The 18,112-nt window shown below is 71.7% G+C and carries 20 protein-coding genes; 12 read left to right on the top strand and 8 right to left on the bottom strand.

The annotated features are described in order from the left end of the window. Positions 1-167: 167 nt before the first annotated feature. Together ABZ928_RS17115 and ABZ928_RS17110 are read left to right on the top strand one after the other, a co-directional pair. Positions 168-1,370 (top strand): sensor histidine kinase, encoded by a 1,203-nt coding sequence (locus ABZ928_RS17115; protein WP_361518978.1) that lies wholly within the window; start codon positions 168-170, stop codon positions 1,368-1,370. Beyond that, positions 1,367-2,035 carry a response regulator transcription factor gene (locus tag ABZ928_RS17110; protein WP_361518977.1) on the top strand — a complete coding sequence of 223 codons (669 nt, stop codon included), beginning with the start codon at positions 1,367-1,369 and terminating at the stop codon, positions 2,033-2,035. The genes ABZ928_RS17115 and ABZ928_RS17110 overlap by 4 nt, the downstream gene beginning before the upstream one ends. Here ABZ928_RS17110 and ABZ928_RS17105 read toward each other — a convergent pair. After that, on the bottom strand, positions 2,023-2,709 hold the full coding sequence (locus tag ABZ928_RS17105) for a TetR/AcrR family transcriptional regulator (RefSeq protein WP_361518975.1): 687 nt from the start codon (positions 2,707-2,709) through the stop codon (positions 2,023-2,025). The two genes, ABZ928_RS17110 and ABZ928_RS17105, sit on opposite strands and share 13 nt — an antisense overlap. Before the next feature lie 113 nt (positions 2,710-2,822). Here ABZ928_RS17105 and ABZ928_RS17100 point away from each other — a divergent pair, with 113 nt between their 5' ends. The 6 genes from ABZ928_RS17100 (at position 2,823) to hemC (ending at position 8,544) form a co-directional block, all read left to right on the top strand. Further along, entirely contained in the window at positions 2,823-3,560 is a 738-nt protein-coding gene (locus tag ABZ928_RS17100; protein WP_361518974.1) for an SDR family oxidoreductase, read from the top strand. Positions 3,561-3,640: 80 nt separating this feature from the next. After that, the gene (gene ligD / locus ABZ928_RS17095; RefSeq protein WP_361518972.1) at positions 3,641-4,621 is read left to right on the top strand and encodes a non-homologous end-joining DNA ligase; all 981 of its coding nucleotides are present in this window, start codon (positions 3,641-3,643) and stop codon (positions 4,619-4,621) included. Positions 4,622-4,765: 144 nt separating this feature from the next. Further along, positions 4,766-5,548, top strand: coding sequence for an NPP1 family protein (locus ABZ928_RS17090; protein ID WP_361518970.1), 783 nt, complete (start codon positions 4,766-4,768; stop codon positions 5,546-5,548). Between the two features lie 101 nt (positions 5,549-5,649). Further along, complete coding sequence (locus ABZ928_RS17085) at positions 5,650-6,669, top strand: questin oxidase family protein (RefSeq protein ID WP_361518968.1); 1,020 nt, start codon at positions 5,650-5,652, stop codon at positions 6,667-6,669. 42 nt (positions 6,670-6,711) lie between these two features. Then, positions 6,712-7,545, top strand: coding sequence for a hypothetical protein (locus ABZ928_RS17080; RefSeq protein WP_361518967.1), 834 nt, complete (start codon positions 6,712-6,714; stop codon positions 7,543-7,545). A gap of 63 nt (positions 7,546-7,608) precedes the next feature. Further along, the gene (hemC, locus tag ABZ928_RS17075; RefSeq protein ID WP_361518966.1) at positions 7,609-8,544 is read left to right on the top strand and encodes a hydroxymethylbilane synthase; all 936 of its coding nucleotides are present in this window, start codon (positions 7,609-7,611) and stop codon (positions 8,542-8,544) included. Between the two features lie 39 nt (positions 8,545-8,583). On the opposite strand, the gene ABZ928_RS17070 is transcribed toward hemC, so the two are convergent. The 4 genes from ABZ928_RS17070 to ABZ928_RS17055 all read right to left on the bottom strand — a co-directional run bounded on the left by ABZ928_RS17070 (position 8,584) and on the right by ABZ928_RS17055 (position 11,361). Next, positions 8,584-9,099 carry a hypothetical protein gene (locus ABZ928_RS17070; protein ID WP_361518965.1) on the bottom strand — a complete coding sequence of 172 codons (516 nt, stop codon included), beginning with the start codon at positions 9,097-9,099 and terminating at the stop codon, positions 8,584-8,586. 192 nt (positions 9,100-9,291) lie between these two features. Then, positions 9,292-10,137, bottom strand: coding sequence for an ABC transporter permease (locus ABZ928_RS17065; protein ID WP_361518963.1), 846 nt, complete (start codon positions 10,135-10,137; stop codon positions 9,292-9,294). After that, a complete protein-coding gene (locus ABZ928_RS17060; protein ID WP_361518961.1) occupies positions 10,097-10,918 on the bottom strand; it encodes an ATP-binding cassette domain-containing protein in 822 nt (273 codons plus the stop codon). The genes ABZ928_RS17065 and ABZ928_RS17060 overlap by 41 nt, the downstream gene beginning before the upstream one ends. Further along, on the bottom strand, positions 10,915-11,361 hold the full coding sequence (locus ABZ928_RS17055) for a MarR family winged helix-turn-helix transcriptional regulator (protein ID WP_361518959.1): 447 nt from the start codon (positions 11,359-11,361) through the stop codon (positions 10,915-10,917). The genes ABZ928_RS17060 and ABZ928_RS17055 overlap by 4 nt, the downstream gene beginning before the upstream one ends. A gap of 251 nt (positions 11,362-11,612) precedes the next feature. On the opposite strand from ABZ928_RS17055, the gene ABZ928_RS17050 reads away from it, so the two are divergent. Further along, positions 11,613-12,401 (top strand): SigB/SigF/SigG family RNA polymerase sigma factor, encoded by a 789-nt coding sequence (locus tag ABZ928_RS17050; RefSeq protein WP_361518957.1) that lies wholly within the window; start codon positions 11,613-11,615, stop codon positions 12,399-12,401. 9 nt (positions 12,402-12,410) lie between these two features. Here ABZ928_RS17050 and ABZ928_RS17045 read toward each other — a convergent pair whose 3' ends face one another. Beyond that, positions 12,411-12,743, bottom strand: a complete 333-nt coding sequence (locus ABZ928_RS17045) for an ANTAR domain-containing protein (protein ID WP_361518956.1) — start codon at positions 12,741-12,743, stop codon at positions 12,411-12,413. A gap of 159 nt (positions 12,744-12,902) precedes the next feature. Between ABZ928_RS17045 and ABZ928_RS17040 the strand changes: the two genes are divergently transcribed. Then, positions 12,903-13,706 carry a VOC family protein gene (locus ABZ928_RS17040; protein ID WP_361518954.1) on the top strand — a complete coding sequence of 268 codons (804 nt, stop codon included), beginning with the start codon at positions 12,903-12,905 and terminating at the stop codon, positions 13,704-13,706. Here ABZ928_RS17040 and glgX read toward each other — a convergent pair. Beyond that, the gene (gene glgX / locus ABZ928_RS17035) at positions 13,678-15,807 is read right to left on the bottom strand and encodes a glycogen debranching protein GlgX (RefSeq protein ID WP_361520683.1); all 2,130 of its coding nucleotides are present in this window, start codon (positions 15,805-15,807) and stop codon (positions 13,678-13,680) included. The genes ABZ928_RS17040 and glgX overlap by 29 nt on opposite strands. Before the next feature lie 26 nt (positions 15,808-15,833). Further along, a complete protein-coding gene (locus ABZ928_RS17030) occupies positions 15,834-16,319 on the bottom strand; it encodes a pep a2 (protein ID WP_361518952.1) in 486 nt (161 codons plus the stop codon). 224 nt (positions 16,320-16,543) lie between these two features. Between ABZ928_RS17030 and ABZ928_RS17025 the strand changes: the two genes are divergently transcribed. Continuing rightward, positions 16,544-16,843: a DUF5133 domain-containing protein gene (locus ABZ928_RS17025; protein ID WP_361518951.1), complete on the top strand. Its 300-nt coding sequence runs from the start codon at positions 16,544-16,546 to the stop codon at positions 16,841-16,843. Between the two features lie 73 nt (positions 16,844-16,916). Further along, on the top strand, positions 16,917-18,112 hold a 1,196-nt coding region (locus ABZ928_RS17020), incomplete at its 3' end, for a maltotransferase domain-containing protein (protein ID WP_361518949.1).

Raw genomic sequence — 18,112 nt, 5'->3', positions numbered from 1 at the left:
CCTGCCCGGGGATGACGGACACGGCCGTCCGTACTGCGTGCCGAGTAGGCGCGAATGTCGGCAGGCGGACGACGACGTGAGGGCCCTCGCCCGCGAAGCTGGAGCGGACACGAGCGGCGCCCCACCCGTCGGCGACCATGTCCTCAGGCCCCGACCGGAGACCGGCGATGAGCATTCCCTGGCAGCGTTACGCGGACGACCACGCCCGCACCGTCGACACGATGACGGTGGCGCTGCTGTTCGCGTGCTTCCTGTTCGGCAGCGAGATCAACTTCCCGCGGATGAGCCGGACCACCTCGGTGGCACCCACCGTCGCCCTCGCCGCCGTCGCCTGCGGCGCCCTGTTCTGGCAGCGCACCCGGCCCCGGACCGTCGTCGCGGTGACGACGGTGTGCACCGCCGTCGCGACCGCGCGGGGCATGCTCCTCACGCCGCTCCTGATGGCGCCGCTCATGCTCGCGCTGTACCGGCTGGCCGTGTGCACCGACCGCCGCACCACCCGGATCGCCTTCCTCGTCGCCCTCGCGCTGCTGATCACGACCGCCTATGTCGCGGATCCCGTCGCCCACCCGTGGCCGCTGCGGACGCTCGGTCCGGCCGCGTGGCTGCTGCTCCCGGTCGCGACCGGCAACGCGGTCCGGTTCCGCGGCGCCTACGTGGAGGCAGTGCAGGCCCGCGCCGAGTACGCCGAGCGCGGCCGGGAGGAGGAGGCCCGGCACCGGGTCGCCGAGGAGCGCATGCGCATCGCCCGGGAGCTGCACGACGTCGTCGCCCACCATCTGGCGCTGGCCAACGCCCAGGCGGGCACGGCGGCCCACCTCTCGCGCACCCACCCCGAGCAGGTGCACCGGATCCTCACCGATCTCTCCGGTACGACGGCCGCCGCGCTGCGCGAGATGAAGGCCACGGTGGGTCTGCTGCGCCAGACCGACGACCCCGACACACCGCTCGCCCCCAGTCCGGGGCTCGGCCAGCTCGCCGAGCTGACCTCCTCGTTCGAGTCGGCGGGCCTCGCCGTGCAGGTCGACACCGAGGGCACGCCCCGCCCCCTGTCGCCGGGGGTGGACCTGACGGCGTACCGGATCGTGCAGGAGGCGCTGACCAATGTCGCCAAGCACGCGGCGGCCGAGGCGGCCCGGGTCCGGCTGCGGTACGCCGTGGACCATGTGACGATCACCGTCACGGACGACGGGACGGCGACCGCCGCCGCGGAGCCGGGGCAGGGTTTCGGCCTCATCGGCATGCGGGAGCGGGCCCGTTCCATGGGCGGCGCCCTCCAGGCCGGGCACCGCGTCGAGGGCGGCTTCGAGGTGACGACCCGGCTGCCGCTGTACCCCATCGCTCCGGAACCGGAAGAACGGAACCCATGACCATCCGCGTACTGCTCGCCGACGACCAGGCCCTGCTGCGGGCCACCTTCCGGATCCTGATCGACTCCTGCGAGGACATGGAGGTGGTCGCCGAGGCGGCGAACGGCTCGGAGGCCGTGGCCCTCGCCCGCGTCCACCGGCCCGACCTCGTCCTGATGGACATCCGGATGCCCGGCACCGACGGCCTGGCCGCCACCTCCGCGATCTGCGCCGATCCGGAGCTGACCGGGACCCGGGTGCTGATCCTGACCACGTTCGAGATCGACGAGTACGTCGCCCAGGCGCTGCGCGCGGGTGCCAGCGGCTTCCTCGGCAAGGACGTCACCGCCGACGCGCTGCTGACCGGGGTCCGGACCGTGGCGGCCGGCGAGTCCCTGCTCTCCCCGCTCGCCACCCGCACCCTGATCACCCGGTTCCTGGCCGCGCCCGCCGAGGGCGCCCGGCTGGCGGCGCCGAAGGACCTCGCCGGACTCACCGCCCGCGAGCGCGAGGTGATGGCGTGGGTGGCCGAGGGGCACGCCAACGAGGAGATCGCGGAGAAGCTGTTCGTCAGCCCGCTGACGGTCCGCACCCACGTCCATCGCGCCATGACGAAGCTGGGCGCCCGCGACCGCGCCCAACTGGTCGTGATCGCCTATCAGTCGGGGCTCGTTCAGGCGCCCTGACCGGCCAGAGTCGCCAGCCACTGCTGCAACAGCGCGGTCTCGACCGCGGTGAAGGCCTCGGGCGGCTGCGCGCGCAGGCGGGCGGCGAGGGTGGCGGCCGCGACGGGGACGCCGTCGCCCTCGGCGGGGCCCGCCGGGCGGGTCAGGGAGTCGATCACCGCGTCCCGCAGCCGGGCCGAGAAGCCCGGGTCCGGGTACTGCTCGAGCCTGGTGAGCATCGACAGGGCCGCCCCCACATTGGCGGACATGATCATCTGGGTGGCGAGGGCGGGCGGGACGGTCAGCCGGCCCGCCGCCGCGCAGCGCTCCAGGATCGCGTGCAGCAGGGCGTGCGCCTCGCGCGCGGCGGCGGGCGGGGCCGTCAGCTCGGGCGAGTACATCAGCCGGTAGTGGTTGGGGTGCTCCAGCGCGAACCGCATGTGGTTGTCCCAGCCGCTCCGCAGGTCCGCGACGGGATCCGCGCCCGGCCGGGCGGCCCGCTTGGAGGCGAGGTACTCCTCGAATCCCCGGTCGACCACGGCGGCCAGCAGCCCCGCCTTGTCGCCGAACAGCCGGTAGAGCATCGGCGCGCCCACCCCGGCCGCCTCGCACACCGCGCGCGTCGAGACATCGGCGACCGGCGCCTCGGCGAGCAGCCGCGCGGCGGCTTCCAGGATCTTTTCCCTCGCGTCCATGACTGCACGGTACGGCATTCGTAACGTCGATACGAGTCGGGAATAGCGTCGCTACGCCCCCATGTTATCGTCGTTACGAGATGCACGTAGCGTCGCTACCCAAAGGAGCGGACATGACCACACAGCAGCGCGTCGCGATCGTCACCGGAGGATCGCGCGGCATCGGACGCCAGGTCGCCCAGCAGCTCGCCGCCGACGGGTTCGCCGTCGTCGTCGGCTACGCCGGGAACAAGGACGCGGCCGAGGAGGCCGTGAGCGCCGTCGAGGCCGCCGGCGGCACCGCCTTCGCCGCCCGCGCGGACGTCGGCGACGAGACCGAGGTCGCCGCGCTGTTCGACCTGGCGGAGACGGCGTACGGCGGGGTGGACGCCGTGGTGCACGCGGCGGGCCGGATGGCGCTGTCACCGGTCGCGGAACTGAACCTCGACGACCTCGACGCCCTGTACCGCACCAACATCCGCGGCACCTTCGTCGTCGCCCAGCAGGCAGCGCGCCGGCTCCGCTCCGGCGGAGCGCTGGTGAACTTCTCCAGCTCGGTCGTCGGCCTCTCCTTCCCGGGGTACGGCGCCTACGCGGCGAGCAAGGGCGCCGTCGAGGCCATGACGCTGATCCTCGCCCGGGAGCTGCGCGGCCGTGACGTGACGGTCAACGTGGTCGCGCCCGGCCCGACCGCCACCGACCTGTTCCTCGACGGCAAGGACGAGGAGACCGTCGCCCGGCTGGCCGCACAGCCGCCGCTGGAGCGCCTGGGCACCCCGCAGGACATCGCCGCCGTGGTGTCCTTCCTGGTCGGTCCGGGCGGACGGTGGGTCAACGGGCAGGTGCTGCGGGCCAACGGCGGGATCGTCTGAGGCGGGCCCTTCGGACGCCGTTCAGGGGAAACGGCACCCGGGTGGGCATGCCGTCGCGACCGCCCGTCGACAACTCACCCGTGACCCTCCCCCTCATCCCGCCCATGCTCGCCACCCCCGGCACCCTCCCGCCCGCCACGCAGGACGCGCACTGGGCCTACGAGACCAAGCAGGACGGCCAGCGTGTCGTGGCCTACCTCACCGGCGACGGAAGCGTGCTGCTGCGGGCCCGGTCCGGGGAGGACATCACCGCCGCCTATCCCGAACTGCGGCCGCTGGGCGGCGCGCTGGGCACCCTGTCCGCCGTACTGGACGGCGAGGTCCTGGCCCTCGACGAACAGGGCCGCGCCGACTTCCAGTTGCTCCAGTCCCGCATGGGGCTGGCCCACGCCCCGGGCAAGGCCGCGCGGATGGCCGCCGAAGTGCCCGTCCATCTGGCGCTGTTCGACGTCATGCACCTGGCGGGCCACACCCTCACCGCACTCCCCTACGCGCGACGACGCGGCCAGCTGGAGCAGCTGGGCCTCGACGGACCCTTCTGGTCCACCCCGGCCGCGATCGTCGGCCATGGGCGGCAGGCCCTCCAGGCCACTCGCGACCACGGTCTGGAGGGCCTGGTCTGCAAGCGGCTCGACTCGCCGTACGAACCCGGGGTGCGCTCCCGCGCGTGGATCAAGATCCGGAACATGCGCAGCGAGGACGTCCTGGTCGGCGGCTGGCTCCCGGGCAAGGGCCGGCTGACCGGCCTGCCGGGCGCGGTGCTGGTCGGACAGCGCGCCGCCGGACGGCTGCGGTACGTCGGCAACGTCGGTACGGGGTGGAGCGAGGCGGAACGGACCCGCCTCGCCGAGCTGTTGCACGAGGCCGCCACGGACACGTGCCCCTTTGACCCGGCACCGAAGGTGGCGGGCGCGCACTGGGTGCTGCCGCGGCTGGTCGGCGAGGTCCGCTACAGCACCCGCACGCGCGTGGGACTGCTGCGCCAGCCGTCCTGGCTGCGCCTGCGCACAGACCTCACACCTGACGAGTCGTCGGCCACCCTGCCGGACGGTCTCGTCTGACATCTCGAACAAGATCCAACTGTTCGGACGATTGTTACCAGTGAGTCGCCTACGACCTCTTGGCGCGGACATGGAAAGTCGGGAAGCTGAATCTCCCATTCCCCTACAGCCGTTGGGCTGCGCCCGCACCAGGAGGAGGACGCAGTGTCGTCGTCACCGTCGTTCAAGAAGCACCGCGCGAGATGGTTCACCGGTCTCGCGGGCGCCGCCGCCCTGGTCGTCGCCTTCCCCAGCACGGCCCTGGCCGCCCCGCCCACGGCCCTGCCGGCCAACGCCGAGTCGGCCGAGTACACGTACCAGCCGGCCTTCGACTACGACACCGACGGCTGCGAGCCGTCCGTCGCGATCGGCGCCGACGGCACCGTCAACGGCGGCCTGAAGCCGACCGGTTCGCTCAGCGGCGAATGCCACGACCTCGCGCACCTCAACAACGCCAACACGTACTCGCGCTACAAGTGCAACAACGGCTGGTGCGCGTACATGTACGGCCTGTACTTCGAGAAGGACCAGGCCCTCGCGAACAGCAGCATCGGCGGGCACCGGCACGACTGGGAGCACGTCGTGATCTGGGTACAGAACGGTGCGGTCCAGTACGTCTCCACGTCCAACCACGGGTCGTTCACGGTGAGCGCGGCCTCCAGCGTCCGCTTCGACGGCACCCACGCGAAGGTCGTCTACCACAAGGACGGCGCGAGCACGCACTGCTTCCGTCTGGCCGGCTCCAACGACGAGCCGCCGGAGAACGAGAAGGGCACCTGGCAGTACCCGCCGCTGGTCGGCTGGAACGGCTACCCGTCCACGGCCGTCCGCGACAAGCTCAGCGCGTACGACTTCGGCAGCGCCAACTTCGGTCTGAAGGACGCCAACTTCGCGGCGCATCTGACGTCGGCGAAGCCCTCGGGGATCTCGTTCGACCCCAACGCCTGACCCGGTGCCGTCTCGGGCGCGAGACCTAGGACCCGTGCACCTCACGGCTTCGGTCCCGCGCCCGATCCCGGCATCCGGGCCCGCCGCATAGCGTCCTGTTCATGGACGACAGCGAGACGAGCGGACAGCTCGAAGAAGCCCTGGAGCGCCTCCACACCGCGGGCCCCGAACGCGACGGCTGGCTGAGCAACCACGCCCCCATGGTCGTCGAGGCGCTCGCCGCCCACGGGCAGTCGGGGGCGGTGCACCGCTGGGTGGACCTCTACCAGGACAAGCTGGAGGACTTCCCCGACCGGGTGGCCCCCGTCACCGACGACAACTGGCGGGAGGCGCTGGGCGATCCGCGCCGGATCGCGGACTGGACCGACCATTTCTCCCGCACCCTCGCCGAACGCCCGTGGCGGGACGGCCTCGCCGAGTGGTGGCCGCGACTGCTGCCGGGCCTGTACGGCGGCGCCACCCACACCGTCATCCGCGTCGGCCACGCCGTACGCGCCCTCGAAGCCGGCGAGCACGCGCCCCGGGTCACCGAACTCGCGCACGCGCTGGGCTACTGGGCGGCCCGCCACCAGCCGGTGACCGGCGTCGCGGTACTGCCGGGCGCGCCGACCGCCATGGGGTCCCTGGACGCCGTACCCGCGATCGAACCGGGCCACCTGGGCTTCCGGAACCGGCTGGCGGCCGTGCGCCGACTCCCTTCCTGGGCGGACGACGTGACCGACCCGGACACGGCCCGCGCCCGTCTCACCGAGCTCGTCCGGGCCGCCACCCACCGCTACGCCACCCACGGCCACGGCGAGCCGACCATGCTCGTGCACGCGGCCACGGCGCCCAACGCGGTGCTGCGCGCCCTGGACTCGCTCCCTCGCGACCAGTGGGCGCCGAGCCTGCACGCGGCGTGGGCGGCGTCCGCGGCGGTCACCGCGATGTACGCGCCCGCGGAGGCGGTCGCCTGGACCCCGCCCGCCCGGCTCACCGCCGAGGAGGTCATGGAACGCGCCCTGGCCCACGGCGACGAGCACGTCATCAAGCTCACCGATACCGCCCTCGACATCGGCGACGACCTGGCGCTCGCGGCGGCGCTGCGCGCGGTCGAGATGAGCGAGCCGCTGGTCGGTTAAATCCTGTGGATCACCCTCGCGGGCCGTCGCTAGGGTGCGCGCATGGTCGAAGAGGAGGCCTGGGCCAACGCGCGCATGCTGTTCCAGGCGGTGCGCGACCACGAGGGTGCGGGCGTGTACGCCGCCGTGGTGGACCCCTGGCTCGCACGGGCGCAGCTCGCCTACCGCGAGGTGCTCACCACGGGCGTCGAGCTGCTCGCCGCGACGGCGGTCGACGGGCCGGACGAGCGGTGCGGCGATCTCCTGTGGGAGCTGTACGCGCTGAGCCGGGTCAGCGATGTCCTGCTGGTCGGATTCCAGCCGCCCGGTGAGCACGCCGGTGTCTGGCCCGCCGTGTCGAGGGACGAGTACGTCCGGCTCTTCACCGGCCTGGGCCTGACGCCGTTCGAGGAGCCCGAGGTCTTCGACCCGTTCCTGCACGAGATCGTGGAGGTCGAGCAGGCGGAGGACCCGGACGAGCCGATCCGGGTCACGGACGTCGTGTGGCCCGGACTCTGGTTCGGATCCCTGCTGTTCGGCCGGGCCGGGGTCCGGGTGCGGGCGGGCGTCCGGCACGCCGTGTGCGGGGTGGCCGACCGGTCGCCGCTGTACTGGACGTATCTGCGGCGGCACCGTCCGACCGTGGACCTGTCCCAGGGCTGGGGGCACAACTCCCAGTGGCGCACGGACTTCCGGGTGGATCTGCGGACGGCGGCCGGGGACGAGGTCAACGCCTGCGGGCGCGAGGACATCGACGCGCTCGACTGGCAGGCCCAGGAGCTGTCGCCGGGCGAGCGGCGTGAACTCCTGCGCCACCGCTGCCTGGTGCGCACCCCGGCCGATGCCGCCGCGCTCGCGGAAAGCGCGGAATTCTTTCCCTTCGACTGGCGGGCGTGAAGAGCGTCACCGGAAGAGCGGTACTGGACGGACGCACGACCGCGAGGGTCTATCGTGTCCCGCATGTCCGTGCCGGAACTGATCCGTATCGTCTCCCGCGACTCGCCCATGGCGCTCGCCCAAGTGGAGCGTGTCCGCGCCGAGTTGGCCGTACTGCACCCCGGAGTGCGCACCGAGGTCGTGCCGGTGAAGACGACCGGTGACAAGTGGATGGGCGACCTGTCGAAGGTCGAGGGCAAGGGCGCGTTCACCAAGGAGGTCGACGCCGCGCTGCTGGCCGGGGAGGCCGACCTCGCGGTGCACTGCGTGAAGGACGTGCCGGCCGACCGGCCGCTGCCGGCGGGGACGACGTTCGCCGCGTTCCTGAAGCGGGACGACATCCGGGACGCGCTGATCCACCCGGGCGGGCTGACCCTGGACGAGCTCCCGGCCGGCACCCGGATCGGCACCTCCTCGGTACGCAGGGTCGCGCAACTGGCGGCCACCCACCCCGAGCTGGAGTGCGTGCCCTTCCGCGGCAACGCCAACCGGCGGCTGGCGAAGCTGGCGGCCGGGGAGGCCGACGCGCTGCTGCTCGCGGTGTCGGGCCTGGAGCGCATCGGGCGCGAGGACGTGATCAGCGAGGTGCTCTCCCCCGAGACGATGATGCCGCCGATCGGCGCGGGCATCCTCGCCCTTCAGTGCCGCGAGGGCGACACCGAGCTGATCGACGCGGTCAGCGGGCTCGGCGATCCGGACACCCACCGGGAGGCCACGGCGGAGCGCATGTTCCTGCACGTCCTCCAAGGGCACTGCAACAGCCCGATCGCCGGGTACGCGCGCGTGGACCACGGCGGCGAACTCTCCCTGCGGGCCTGTGTGTTCACCCCGGACGGCAAGACCCGGCTCAACGCCCACGAATGGGCGGGGCGTCTCGACCCGGCCACGCTCGGCACCTCGGTCGCGGTGGCGCTGCTGCGTCAGGGCGCCCGCGAGATCATCGACGGCATCCCGCACTGACCTCGGGGACTCCCCCTCAGGCACCTTGGGGGCCGCCCCTCAGGCGGTGCCCTCTTCGGCCTGGTCCCGCAGGAAATTGCTGACCTGGTGGGCCACGCCGTCCCGGCCGCAAGCCGTCTGGACGGCGCCTTCCTGCAAGCCGATGCCGCCCGCCCACAGCCGCCGGTCCGCCCAGTCGTCGTCGACCCGCAGCTGGATCTGCACGTCGACCAGGCCCAGCGCCGCCTCCGGTCCGGCCGCGTACAGCACGGCGGTGGCCCGGCGCAGCGGATAGACGTCGAAGCCCTCGATGAACTGCGAATTGCGCCAGTCGATGAACGCGCTCTCGCCCTCGGTCCCGACCCGGACGTCGATCTGGCCGTCCTCCAGATGAATCGTGGGGTGGTGGTGACCGCGGTTCTCGACGGTCACGCGGACGCTGAAGTACGTGAGCCCCTCGGCGGCGTCGTCCCGGCCACGTGGCGGCTCGGCGGCTTCGAGACGGTGAACGCGCACCCGCAGACCGGCATGCTCGTCGTACTCCTGCCAGTCCCCGACCACGTTCGGCTCGTACACGATCCACCTCTTGTCCCTCAGAGAGCTGCTTCCTATCTGTGTGCTCAGTGCACTGTCAAATGAGCAGAATGCGCTGTGGCCAGCGGATTCACCCCCTTTGATCAGTGATCAAGCCGTGCGCAGGAAGAACTCCCCGACGGGGCGTCACCGGGCACCCGGCGGGCGTGCCGCACATCACGTCCCGGCGCAAGATCAGCGCGCGAGACGGCCGAGCAGTGAGGAGGCCGCAGCGATACCGAGCGCGGCGGCGACGAACAGCACCGCGAAGTCGAGGGCGAGATGGGCGGGCGTGCCGAGGAGGAGGCCGCGCAGGGCGTCCACTTGATAGCTGAGCGGGTTGACCTTGCTGACCGCCTGAAGCCAGCCGGGCATGACGGACAGCGGGTAGAGGGCGTTGGAGCCGAAGAACAGCGGCATGGTGATGGCCTGCCCGAACCCCATCAGCCGGTCGCGGCTCAGGACGATCCCGGCGATGGTCATCGACAGACACGAGAAGAAGGCGGATCCGAGGACGACGATCACCCCGACACCGAGCAGCTTCAGCGGGTTCCAGGTCAGCGCGACGCCGAGCACGGCGGCGATGAGGATCACGACGACGGCCTGGACCAGGGACTTCACCCCGGCCGCGAAGGCCTTGCCGGTGATCAGCGCGGAGCGCGGGGTCGGGGTGACGAGGAGCTTGTTGAGGATGCCGGCGTCCCGTTCCCAGATGATCTGGATGCCGTAGAAGATGGCGATGAACATCGCGGACTGGGCGATGATGCCGGGCGCCAGATAGTCGATGTAGGGGATGCCGTCGGTGGGGATCGCCTTGATGCGGGTGAAGGTCTGGCCGAAGATCAGCAGCCACAGGGCGGGCTGGACGGCCCGGGTATAGAGCTCGGTGCGGTCATGGCGCAGCTTCTGCAGTTCGACGGCGCACATCGCGCCGACCCGGGCGGGCAGCAGCCGCCAGCCCGCGCGGGGTGTCGGCGGCTTCAGCAGCAGGCCTATCCGGTCAGCCGACACGGCCTGCGGTGCGGCGGGTGCTTCGGACATCGCGGAAGTCTCCTGACTGGTCGTCGAGCCCACTGCCGGCGATGTCCCGGAAGACGTCCTCCAACGTGGGCAGGGTCTGCGTGTTCCGTCGCTCGGCGAGCCCCTGCCGCAGCTCGCCGGGGGTGCCGAGGGCCCGGATGCGGCCCCGGTGCATGAGGCCCACGCGGTCGCAGTACTGGTCGGCCTCGTCCATGTAGTGGGTGGTGACGAGCACCGTCATGCCGGTGGCCTCGCGGACGGCGTTGATGTGCTCCCACACGCCGGTGCGGGCGATCGGGTCGAGGCCGATGGTCGGCTCGTCGAGGATGAGCAGCCGGGGCGCGCTGACCAGGGCCTGGGCGAGTTCGAGACGGCGGACCATGCCGCCGGAGTAGGTCTTGGCGAGCCGGTCGGCGGCCTCAGTGAGATCGACGGCGGCGAGGGCCTGGGCGACCCGGGCGCCACGCTCGCGCCGGGACACGTCGAAGACCCGGGCGAACAGGGCGACGTTCTCGCGGCCGGTCAGGCCCTGGTCGGCGGACAGCTGCTGCGGCACATAGCCGAGCAGCCGCCGCACCGCCATCCGGTCCCCGGCAGCGTCGTGCCCGAAGACCCGGACCATCCCGGACGGCACCGGCAGCAGGGTGGTCATACAGCGGATCGCCGTGGTCTTCCCGGCTCCGTTGGGGCCGAGCAGCCCGAAGACCTCTCCCTCCGTGACGGTCAGATCGAGCCCGTCGACGGCACGGGTGTCGCCGAAGGCGTAGGTGAGTCCGGTGCAGCTGACGGCGTCCGGTGTCACGGTTCCTCCCGCAGGTTGTCGGCCAGATGACGCAGGACCGGGATGGCGGCCGCGAGCGCTTCCTGCTCGGCCTCGTCGAGCCGGGCCATCTGACGCCGTACGAGGTCGGCGCGGCGTTTGCGCCACTCGCCGAGCCGCGCCTCGGCGGCCGGGGTCGGCAGCAGACGGGCGGCCCGCCGGTCGGCCGGGGCCGTCTCGCGGACCAGATAGCCCTGCCGGCCCAGCTGGTTGACCAGAGTCGACACCGAGTTCCCCGCCAGGTGCAGTTCCTTGGCGGCCTCCGAGATGCCGATGCCGGGCCGGTCCACGACCAGCCGCAGCAGCTCCACCTCGGCGCCGCGGAGCTGCGGTGCCGGCATCTCGCGGCGCAGCCGGCGCCGGATCAGCCGCTGGACACCGACCAGCGCGTCGGCGAGCTCCTCGGGAAAGATCTCCTGTTCCACACCGCCGAGATTAGCTCTGTAGCAGAGGTAATGGACCCAATGGACGGTCAAGCAATGCCGTACTCCTACGGCAGACAAAACACCTGAAAAGCGTTAATCAGTTTGAAACCACTCTCGCGGGGCATCCGCAAGGCAGTGCTTCGGACAGGAGGCACGTCCGTGGGAACCGTCCCCGGTGTCCTCCGTCAGGTCCGAGCGCGCGCTTCCCTTGGTGTCTTTCCATCCAGCACCTGCTGAGGGAGGTGCGCGCGATGCGCGTCACCACCAGAACGAAGCCGCATCCGCACGACGACGCCCCCGACACGGCCGCGTCCTTCGAGCGCCTCGCGGCCCTGCCCGAGGGACCGGAACGCAAGGCGCTCCGCGACGGGCTGATCGAGGCCTGGCTGCCGATGGCCGAGCGGATCGCGGTGCGGTTCAAGGGGCGGGGCGAGTCCCTGGAGGACCTGTACCAGGTGGCGGCCCTGGGCCTGGTGAAGGCCGTCGACCACTACGACGCCGAGCGCGGCCACGCCTTCGAGGCGTACGCCGTGCCGACCATCACCGGCGAGATCAAGCGCCACTTCCGCGACCACATGTGGACCCTGCACGTCCCGCGCCGGGTCCAGGACCTGCGCAACCAGGTACGGCACGCGCTGCGGGAGCTGGACCAGACGACCCCGGGCCGGGCCCCGACGCTCGCCGAGATCGCCGCCCACACCCAGCTCACCGAGGACGAGGTGCGCGCCGGCATGGAGGCGCTGGAGTGCTTCTCCGCGCTGTCCCTGGAAGCGGAGATGCCGGGCACCGACGGCTACGCCCTCGGGGACGCGATCGGCGGCCCCGACCCGCAGTACGACGTCGTCGTGGACCGGGTGGCCGTGGGGCCGTGCCTGAGGGCGCTGCCCGAGCGTGAGCAGACCATCCTGTATCTGCGGTTCTTCCGGGGCATGACACAGAGCGGGATCGCCGAGCAGCTCGGCATCTCGCAGATGCATGTCTCCCGCCTGCTCAGCGGCTGCTTCGCGCACATCCGCGAGGAGCTGGCCGAGACCGGCTGAGCCCGGCGGTCACTCCTGCGGCGCTTCGGGGATCTGTTCCGGGCCGTGGCGGTCGAGCGCGGCCTCCAGCTCGGCACGGACCTCCGCGGGCAGCTCCCCGTTCCGCCCCCAGATCAGGATCAGTTCCGCGACATTGCGGAGCTTGATGTTGGTGTGCTGGGAGACGTCCCTCAGTACGGTCCACCCCCGGTCCGGGGTCACCCGGCCCAGCGCGACCATCATGCCGATCGCCTGGTCCACGACGGCGTGCGAGGCGACGGCCTCCTTCAGCTGCTCGACTTCCTCCTGCAGCTCGAAGATGCGGTCGGTCTCGTCGGACGGATCGTGCGGCGCCGGGGTCACGCATCCATCCTGCTCACTCGACCGGCGCACTGCCAACCGGCGCACCCCACTCGTTTCCGTACCGCCCCCGGGGTACTCGACAGGCGCCCGGAGCGGTTCCGGCCGGACACTGGAAGAGACCGGGGGCCGCCGGCCGCCGAGACCCAGGACGCGACTGCCATGAACCATGACACGAGACTCCCCGGTGGTACGACGGACGTCGTCTCCACGCACGCCGTGTTCGGCGCACCCTGCTGGGTGAGCCTGACCAGCCGCGACCAGGACACCGCCGAGGGGTTCTACACCGCCGTGCTGGGCTGGGAGTGGCGTCCGGCCAAGCTCGGCGACCGGTTCCGGGTGGCGGTGGTGGACGACACGCCGGTGGCCGGGATCGCCGCGGTCGCCGCGATGTGGCAGATGGCGGTGGCGTGGACGCCGTACTTCGCCGTGCCCAGCGCGGACGAGGCCGTGGCACGCGCACAGGAGCGGGGCGGCACCGCGGCCGTCGGACCGCTCTCCTTCCCGCCCGGCCGGGCGGCCCTGCTCGCCGACCGGGACGGGGCGACCTTCGGCATCTGGGAGGGCGAGCTCGTGGCCAACTGGGAGAACTGGCGGCACGCGGCCCCCACCTTCATCCGGCTGCACACCCGGGACGCCTTCGACGCCGCCATCTTCTACGGCGAGATCCTCGACTGGGCCTCCGACCGGCCGGGCTGCTGCGAGGTCAAGTACGAGGGCGGCGAGGTGGTGCTGCGCAGCCAGGGCGAGGTCGTGGCCCGGATCGAGTCCGGCGCCCTGGAGGCAGCCCCCGACCCCACGATCCGGCCGCACTGGCAGGTCCACTTCGCCGTCACGGACGTCGAGGCGTGCGCCCGGGCCGCCGAGCGGGAGGGCGGCAGCGTCCTGTCGAAGGGCGCCGACGAGGCCGTACTGCGCGACCCCGACGGCGCGCGCTTCACCGTGACGGCGCGCCGGGGGCGCTGAGCCGGGGAGGGTTCGCCGGGGGCCGCGACAGCAGGATCAGACTGCGTGCCTCGACGGTCAGCGTCGTGTCCGCCTTGTGCTCCGCCTCGTCGGGCGCGCCCTTCGGCTCCGCCGTGTCGATCAGCGTCGTCCAGCGCTCGCCGTACGCCGGCTCGGGCAGCCGGAAGTCGACCGGTTCCCAGTAGCCGTTCAGCAGGAGCAGGAAGGAGTCGTCCACGACGGGGCGGCCGCACGGGTCGGGTTCGGCGATGGCGTCGCCGTTGAGGAAGACCGCGACGGAGTGGGCGTCGGAGCGCAGCCAGTCGCCGTCGGTCATCTCGCGGGCGTCGGGCGCGAACCACACGAGGTCGGGCAGCGGCTGCCCGGCGTAGGTCACGGTCTCGCCGCGGAAGAAGCGGCGGCGGCGCAGTACGGGGTGAGCAGCCCGCAGTGCGACGACGTACCGCGTGAAGTCGGTGAGGTCGTGCTGCTCCTCGGTCAGCTTCCAGTCAATCCAGGAGACTTCGTTGTCCTGGCAGTAGGCGTTGTTGTTGCCGCGCTGGGTGCGGCCGAGTTCGTCGCCGTGGCAGAGCATCGGGATGCCCTGCGAGAGCAGCAGTGTGGCGAGGAAGTTGCGCTGCTGGCGGGCCCGGAGTTCCAGCACGGCGGCGTTCTCGGTGTCGCCCTCCGCGCCGCAGTTCCAGGACCGGTTGACGCTCTCGCCGTCCCGGTTGCCCTCGCCGTTGGCCTCGTTGTGCTTGTCGTTGTAGGAGACGAGGTCGCGCAGGGTGAAACCGTCGTGCGCGGTCACGAAGTTGACGCTGGCGCGCGGCCTGCGGCGGCTGTGCTGGTAGAGGTCGGAGGAGCCGGTCAGCCGGGAGGCGAAGTCGCCGAGGGTGTGCTCGCCGCCGCGCCAGAAGTCGCGGACGGTGTCGCGGTACTTGCCGTTCCACTCCGACCACAGGGGCGGGAAGTTGCCCACCTGGTAGCCGCCCTCGCCGACGTCCCAGGGCTCGGCGATCAGCTTGACGCGGCTGATCACCGGGTCCTGCTGGATGAGGTCGAAGAACGCGGAGAGCCGGTCCACCTCGTGGAACTGCCGGGCCAGCGTGGCCGCGAGGTCGAAGCGGAAGCCGTCGACATGCATCTCGGTGACCCAGTAGCGCAGCGAGTCCATGATCAGCTGGAGCACGTACGGGTGCCGCATCAGCAGGCTGTTCCCGGTGCCGGTGGTGTCGTAGTAGTGGCCCCAGTCGCCGTCCACCAGGCGGTAGTACGACGCGTTGTCGATCCCGCGGAAGGAGAGCGTGGGCCCCTTCTCGTTGCCCTCGGCGGTGTGGTTGTAGACGACGTCCAGGATCACTTCGAGGCCCGCCGCGTGCAGCGCCTTCACCATCGTCTTGAACTCGTCGACCTGCTGACCGCGCGAGCCGCGGGCGGCGTAGGCGTTGTGCGGGGCGAAGAAGCCGATCGTGTTGTAGCCCCAGTAGTTGGACAGCCCGCGGTCCTGGAGCACGCCGTCCTGCACGAACTGGTGCACCGGCATCAGCTCGACCGCGGTCACGCCCAGGGAGGTCAGATGCTCCACGACCGCCGGGTGGGCCAACCCCGCGTAGGTGCCGCGCAGTTCGGCGGGGACGTCGGGGTGGGTGCGGGTGAGGCCGCGGACGTGCGCCTCGTAGATGACGGTGTCGGCGTAGGCGTGCCGGGGCGGCCGGTCGTCGCCCCAGTCGAAGCGCGGGTCGGTGACCACGCCGAGCATGGTGTGCCCGGCACTGTCGGCGTCGGGGGCGTAGAGCGCGGGGTGGTTGTCGACCTGGCCGTCGACGGCCCTGCTGTACGGGTCGAGCAGCAGCTTCGCCGGGTTGCAGCGGTGGCCGAGCTCGGGGTGCCAGGGTCCGTGCACGCGGTAGCCGTAGCGCTGTCCCGGCCCGATGCCGGGGAGGTAGCAGTGCCAGACGAAGCCGTCGACCTCGGCGAGCGGCACGCTGCGATGGCTGCCGTCGTCGTCCACGAGGACCAGTTCGGCGCACTCGGCGACCTCGCTGAACAGCGCGAAGTTGGTGCCCTGTCCGTCGAAGGCGGCGCCCAACGGGTAGGGGTGCCCGCTCCATACGGGCACCCCTGCCTTGTGTCGGCGCTTCGCCGTCACCGGGCGTCCTCCAGGACGCCGTCCACGAGCGGTTCCTCGCGGGGCACCTGGAGCACCTCGCGCAGGCTCGGCGCGGGCGCCGTGGGCACCAGCGGGACGCGTTCGCCGGCGCGGGCGCGCTGCGAGAACCAGATGACCTTGCTGCCGGTGTCGGTGGCACAGCAGCCCCAGCCGTCGCTCATCGCGGCGATGCGCTCCAGACAGGCCCGCAGGTCCAGGTCCGGGCGCAGATCGCGGTCGTTGTCGCCGACGGCCGTGATGAGGTGCTGTCCGTTCCACCACATCTCGATCGAGGTGAACTTGTCGGTCGCGTGCTCGTCGATGGCCTTCAGCAGCAGTTCGGCACCACGGCAGACGGGCTCGACCAGGTTGTCCAGGTCCCAGTACCGGAGGTGAGCGGCCAGAATGCGCCTCACCTGGCCGACCCGTTCCGGGGTGACGTCCACATCGAGGTGGTAGTAGCGGGGCACTGCGGTCTTCATCGTCGTTCGCTCCTCACCGGCGAAGCTCCCGCGCCCCTCGCCCCGGTGGGACGAGCCCCGAACGCGCAGCGTGAGCAGTGATCGCTCCTGAGTCACCTCCAGAGTGGGAGCGCTACGCCATTCGTGCAACACGAGCGACCAGGGGGATGGTTGAAGCTCCAACAAGACGCTGCGTCGTCACACGTGCACCATGAGTGAAACTCTCCAGGAAGGTGAACGGCGCCATGCTGCTACCGGCCAAGGCCGAAGTCGCCCGGAAACTGCGGCGGTACCGGGCCTGGGAACGGCTGATGCTCGCCTCCCCCGCCGACCGCCGGGTGCGGGCCACCTTCGAGGACTCGGGCTACACGCTCTGCGTACTCATGGGAAAGCGCTGCGCGCGGGAAGCCGCCGAGGCCGCCGAACGCTATCTGCGCACCAACCTCGCCACCTACCTCCGCGAGCAGGACGCCCAGCTCTGCGCCGCCGCGACGGCCAGACGGGGCCCGCCGGTGCCGCTGCTGCGTACCCCCGCGGGAAGGTAGCCCCTTCCGGCGCAGCTTGGATCCCCGGCCGGGCCACGGGCCCGGCCTCGTCGAGCACGCGGAGGTGAGACCCATGAGGGCGAGCGACACGATCGGCCGTATCCCGGTCCGGGACGTCCGTCCCGCCGTCGACGGCGGCAGAAGCCCGGCCAAGGCGGTCCCGGGTGAGACGTTCCAGGTCACCGCCACCGTGTTCCGGGAGGGCCATGACGCGGTCGCCGCCAACGTCGTCCTGACCGACCCCGAGGGCCGCCCGGGCCCGTGGACCCCGATGCGCGAACTCGCCCCCGGCTCCGACCGCTGGGGTGCCGACGTCACGCCCGACAGCGTGGGCCGCTGGACCTATCGCGTGGAGGCCTGGAGCGACCCGATCGCGACCTGGCGCCATCACGCCCGCATCAAGATCCCGGCCGGCATCGACGTCGGCCTGGTCCTGGAGGAGGGCGCGGACCTCCATGAACGGGCGGCCGACGGGGTGCCCGAGGAGGAGGCGCGCGCACGGGTGCTGGCCGCGGCGGACTCGCTGCGCGACGACTCGCTGTCGGTCTCGGCACGCCTCACGGGGGCGTTGACGGCGGAGGTGGACGCGGTGCTCGCGCGGTATCCGCTGCGGGAACTGGTCACCGCCTCCGAGGAGTTGCCGCTGCTGGTGGAGCGGGAGCGGGCGCTGTACGGGTCGTGGTACGAGTTCTTCCCGCGCTCGGAAGGGACGGTGGAGCGTCCGCACGGCACGTTCCGGACGGCGGCGAGGCGGCTTCCGGCCATCGCCGCGATGGGCTTCGACGTGGTGTATCTGCCGCCGATCCATCCGATCGGGTCGACGTTCCGCAAGGGCCCGAACAACACGCTGTCGGCCGCCCCCGAGGATGTCGGGGTGCCGTGGGCGATCGGCTCCCCCGAGGGCGGACATGACGCCGTCCACCCCGACCTGGGCACCATCGACGACTTCGACTGGTTCGTGGCCCAAGCCCGCACACACGATCTCGAAATCGCGCTGGACTTCGCGTTGCAGTGCTCCCCCGACCATCCCTGGGTGCAGAAACATCCGGAGTGGTTCCATCACCGGGCGGACGGCACCATCGCCTACGCCGAGAACCCGCCGAAGAAGTACCAGGACATCTACCCGATCGCCTTCGACGCCGACCTGGACGGTCTGATCGCCGAGACGCTGCGGGTGCTGCGGCACTGGATGGACCACGGCGTGCGGATCTTCCGGGTCGACAACCCGCACACCAAGCCGGTCGTCTTCTGGCAGCGGGTGATCGCGGA

It is taken from the genome of Streptomyces sp. NPDC046909 (genome assembly GCF_040644695.1).
In the GTDB taxonomy this organism is placed as follows: Bacteria; Actinomycetota; Actinomycetes; order Streptomycetales; family Streptomycetaceae; genus Streptomyces.
This window is presented reverse-complemented; position numbering and strand designations above follow the sequence as displayed.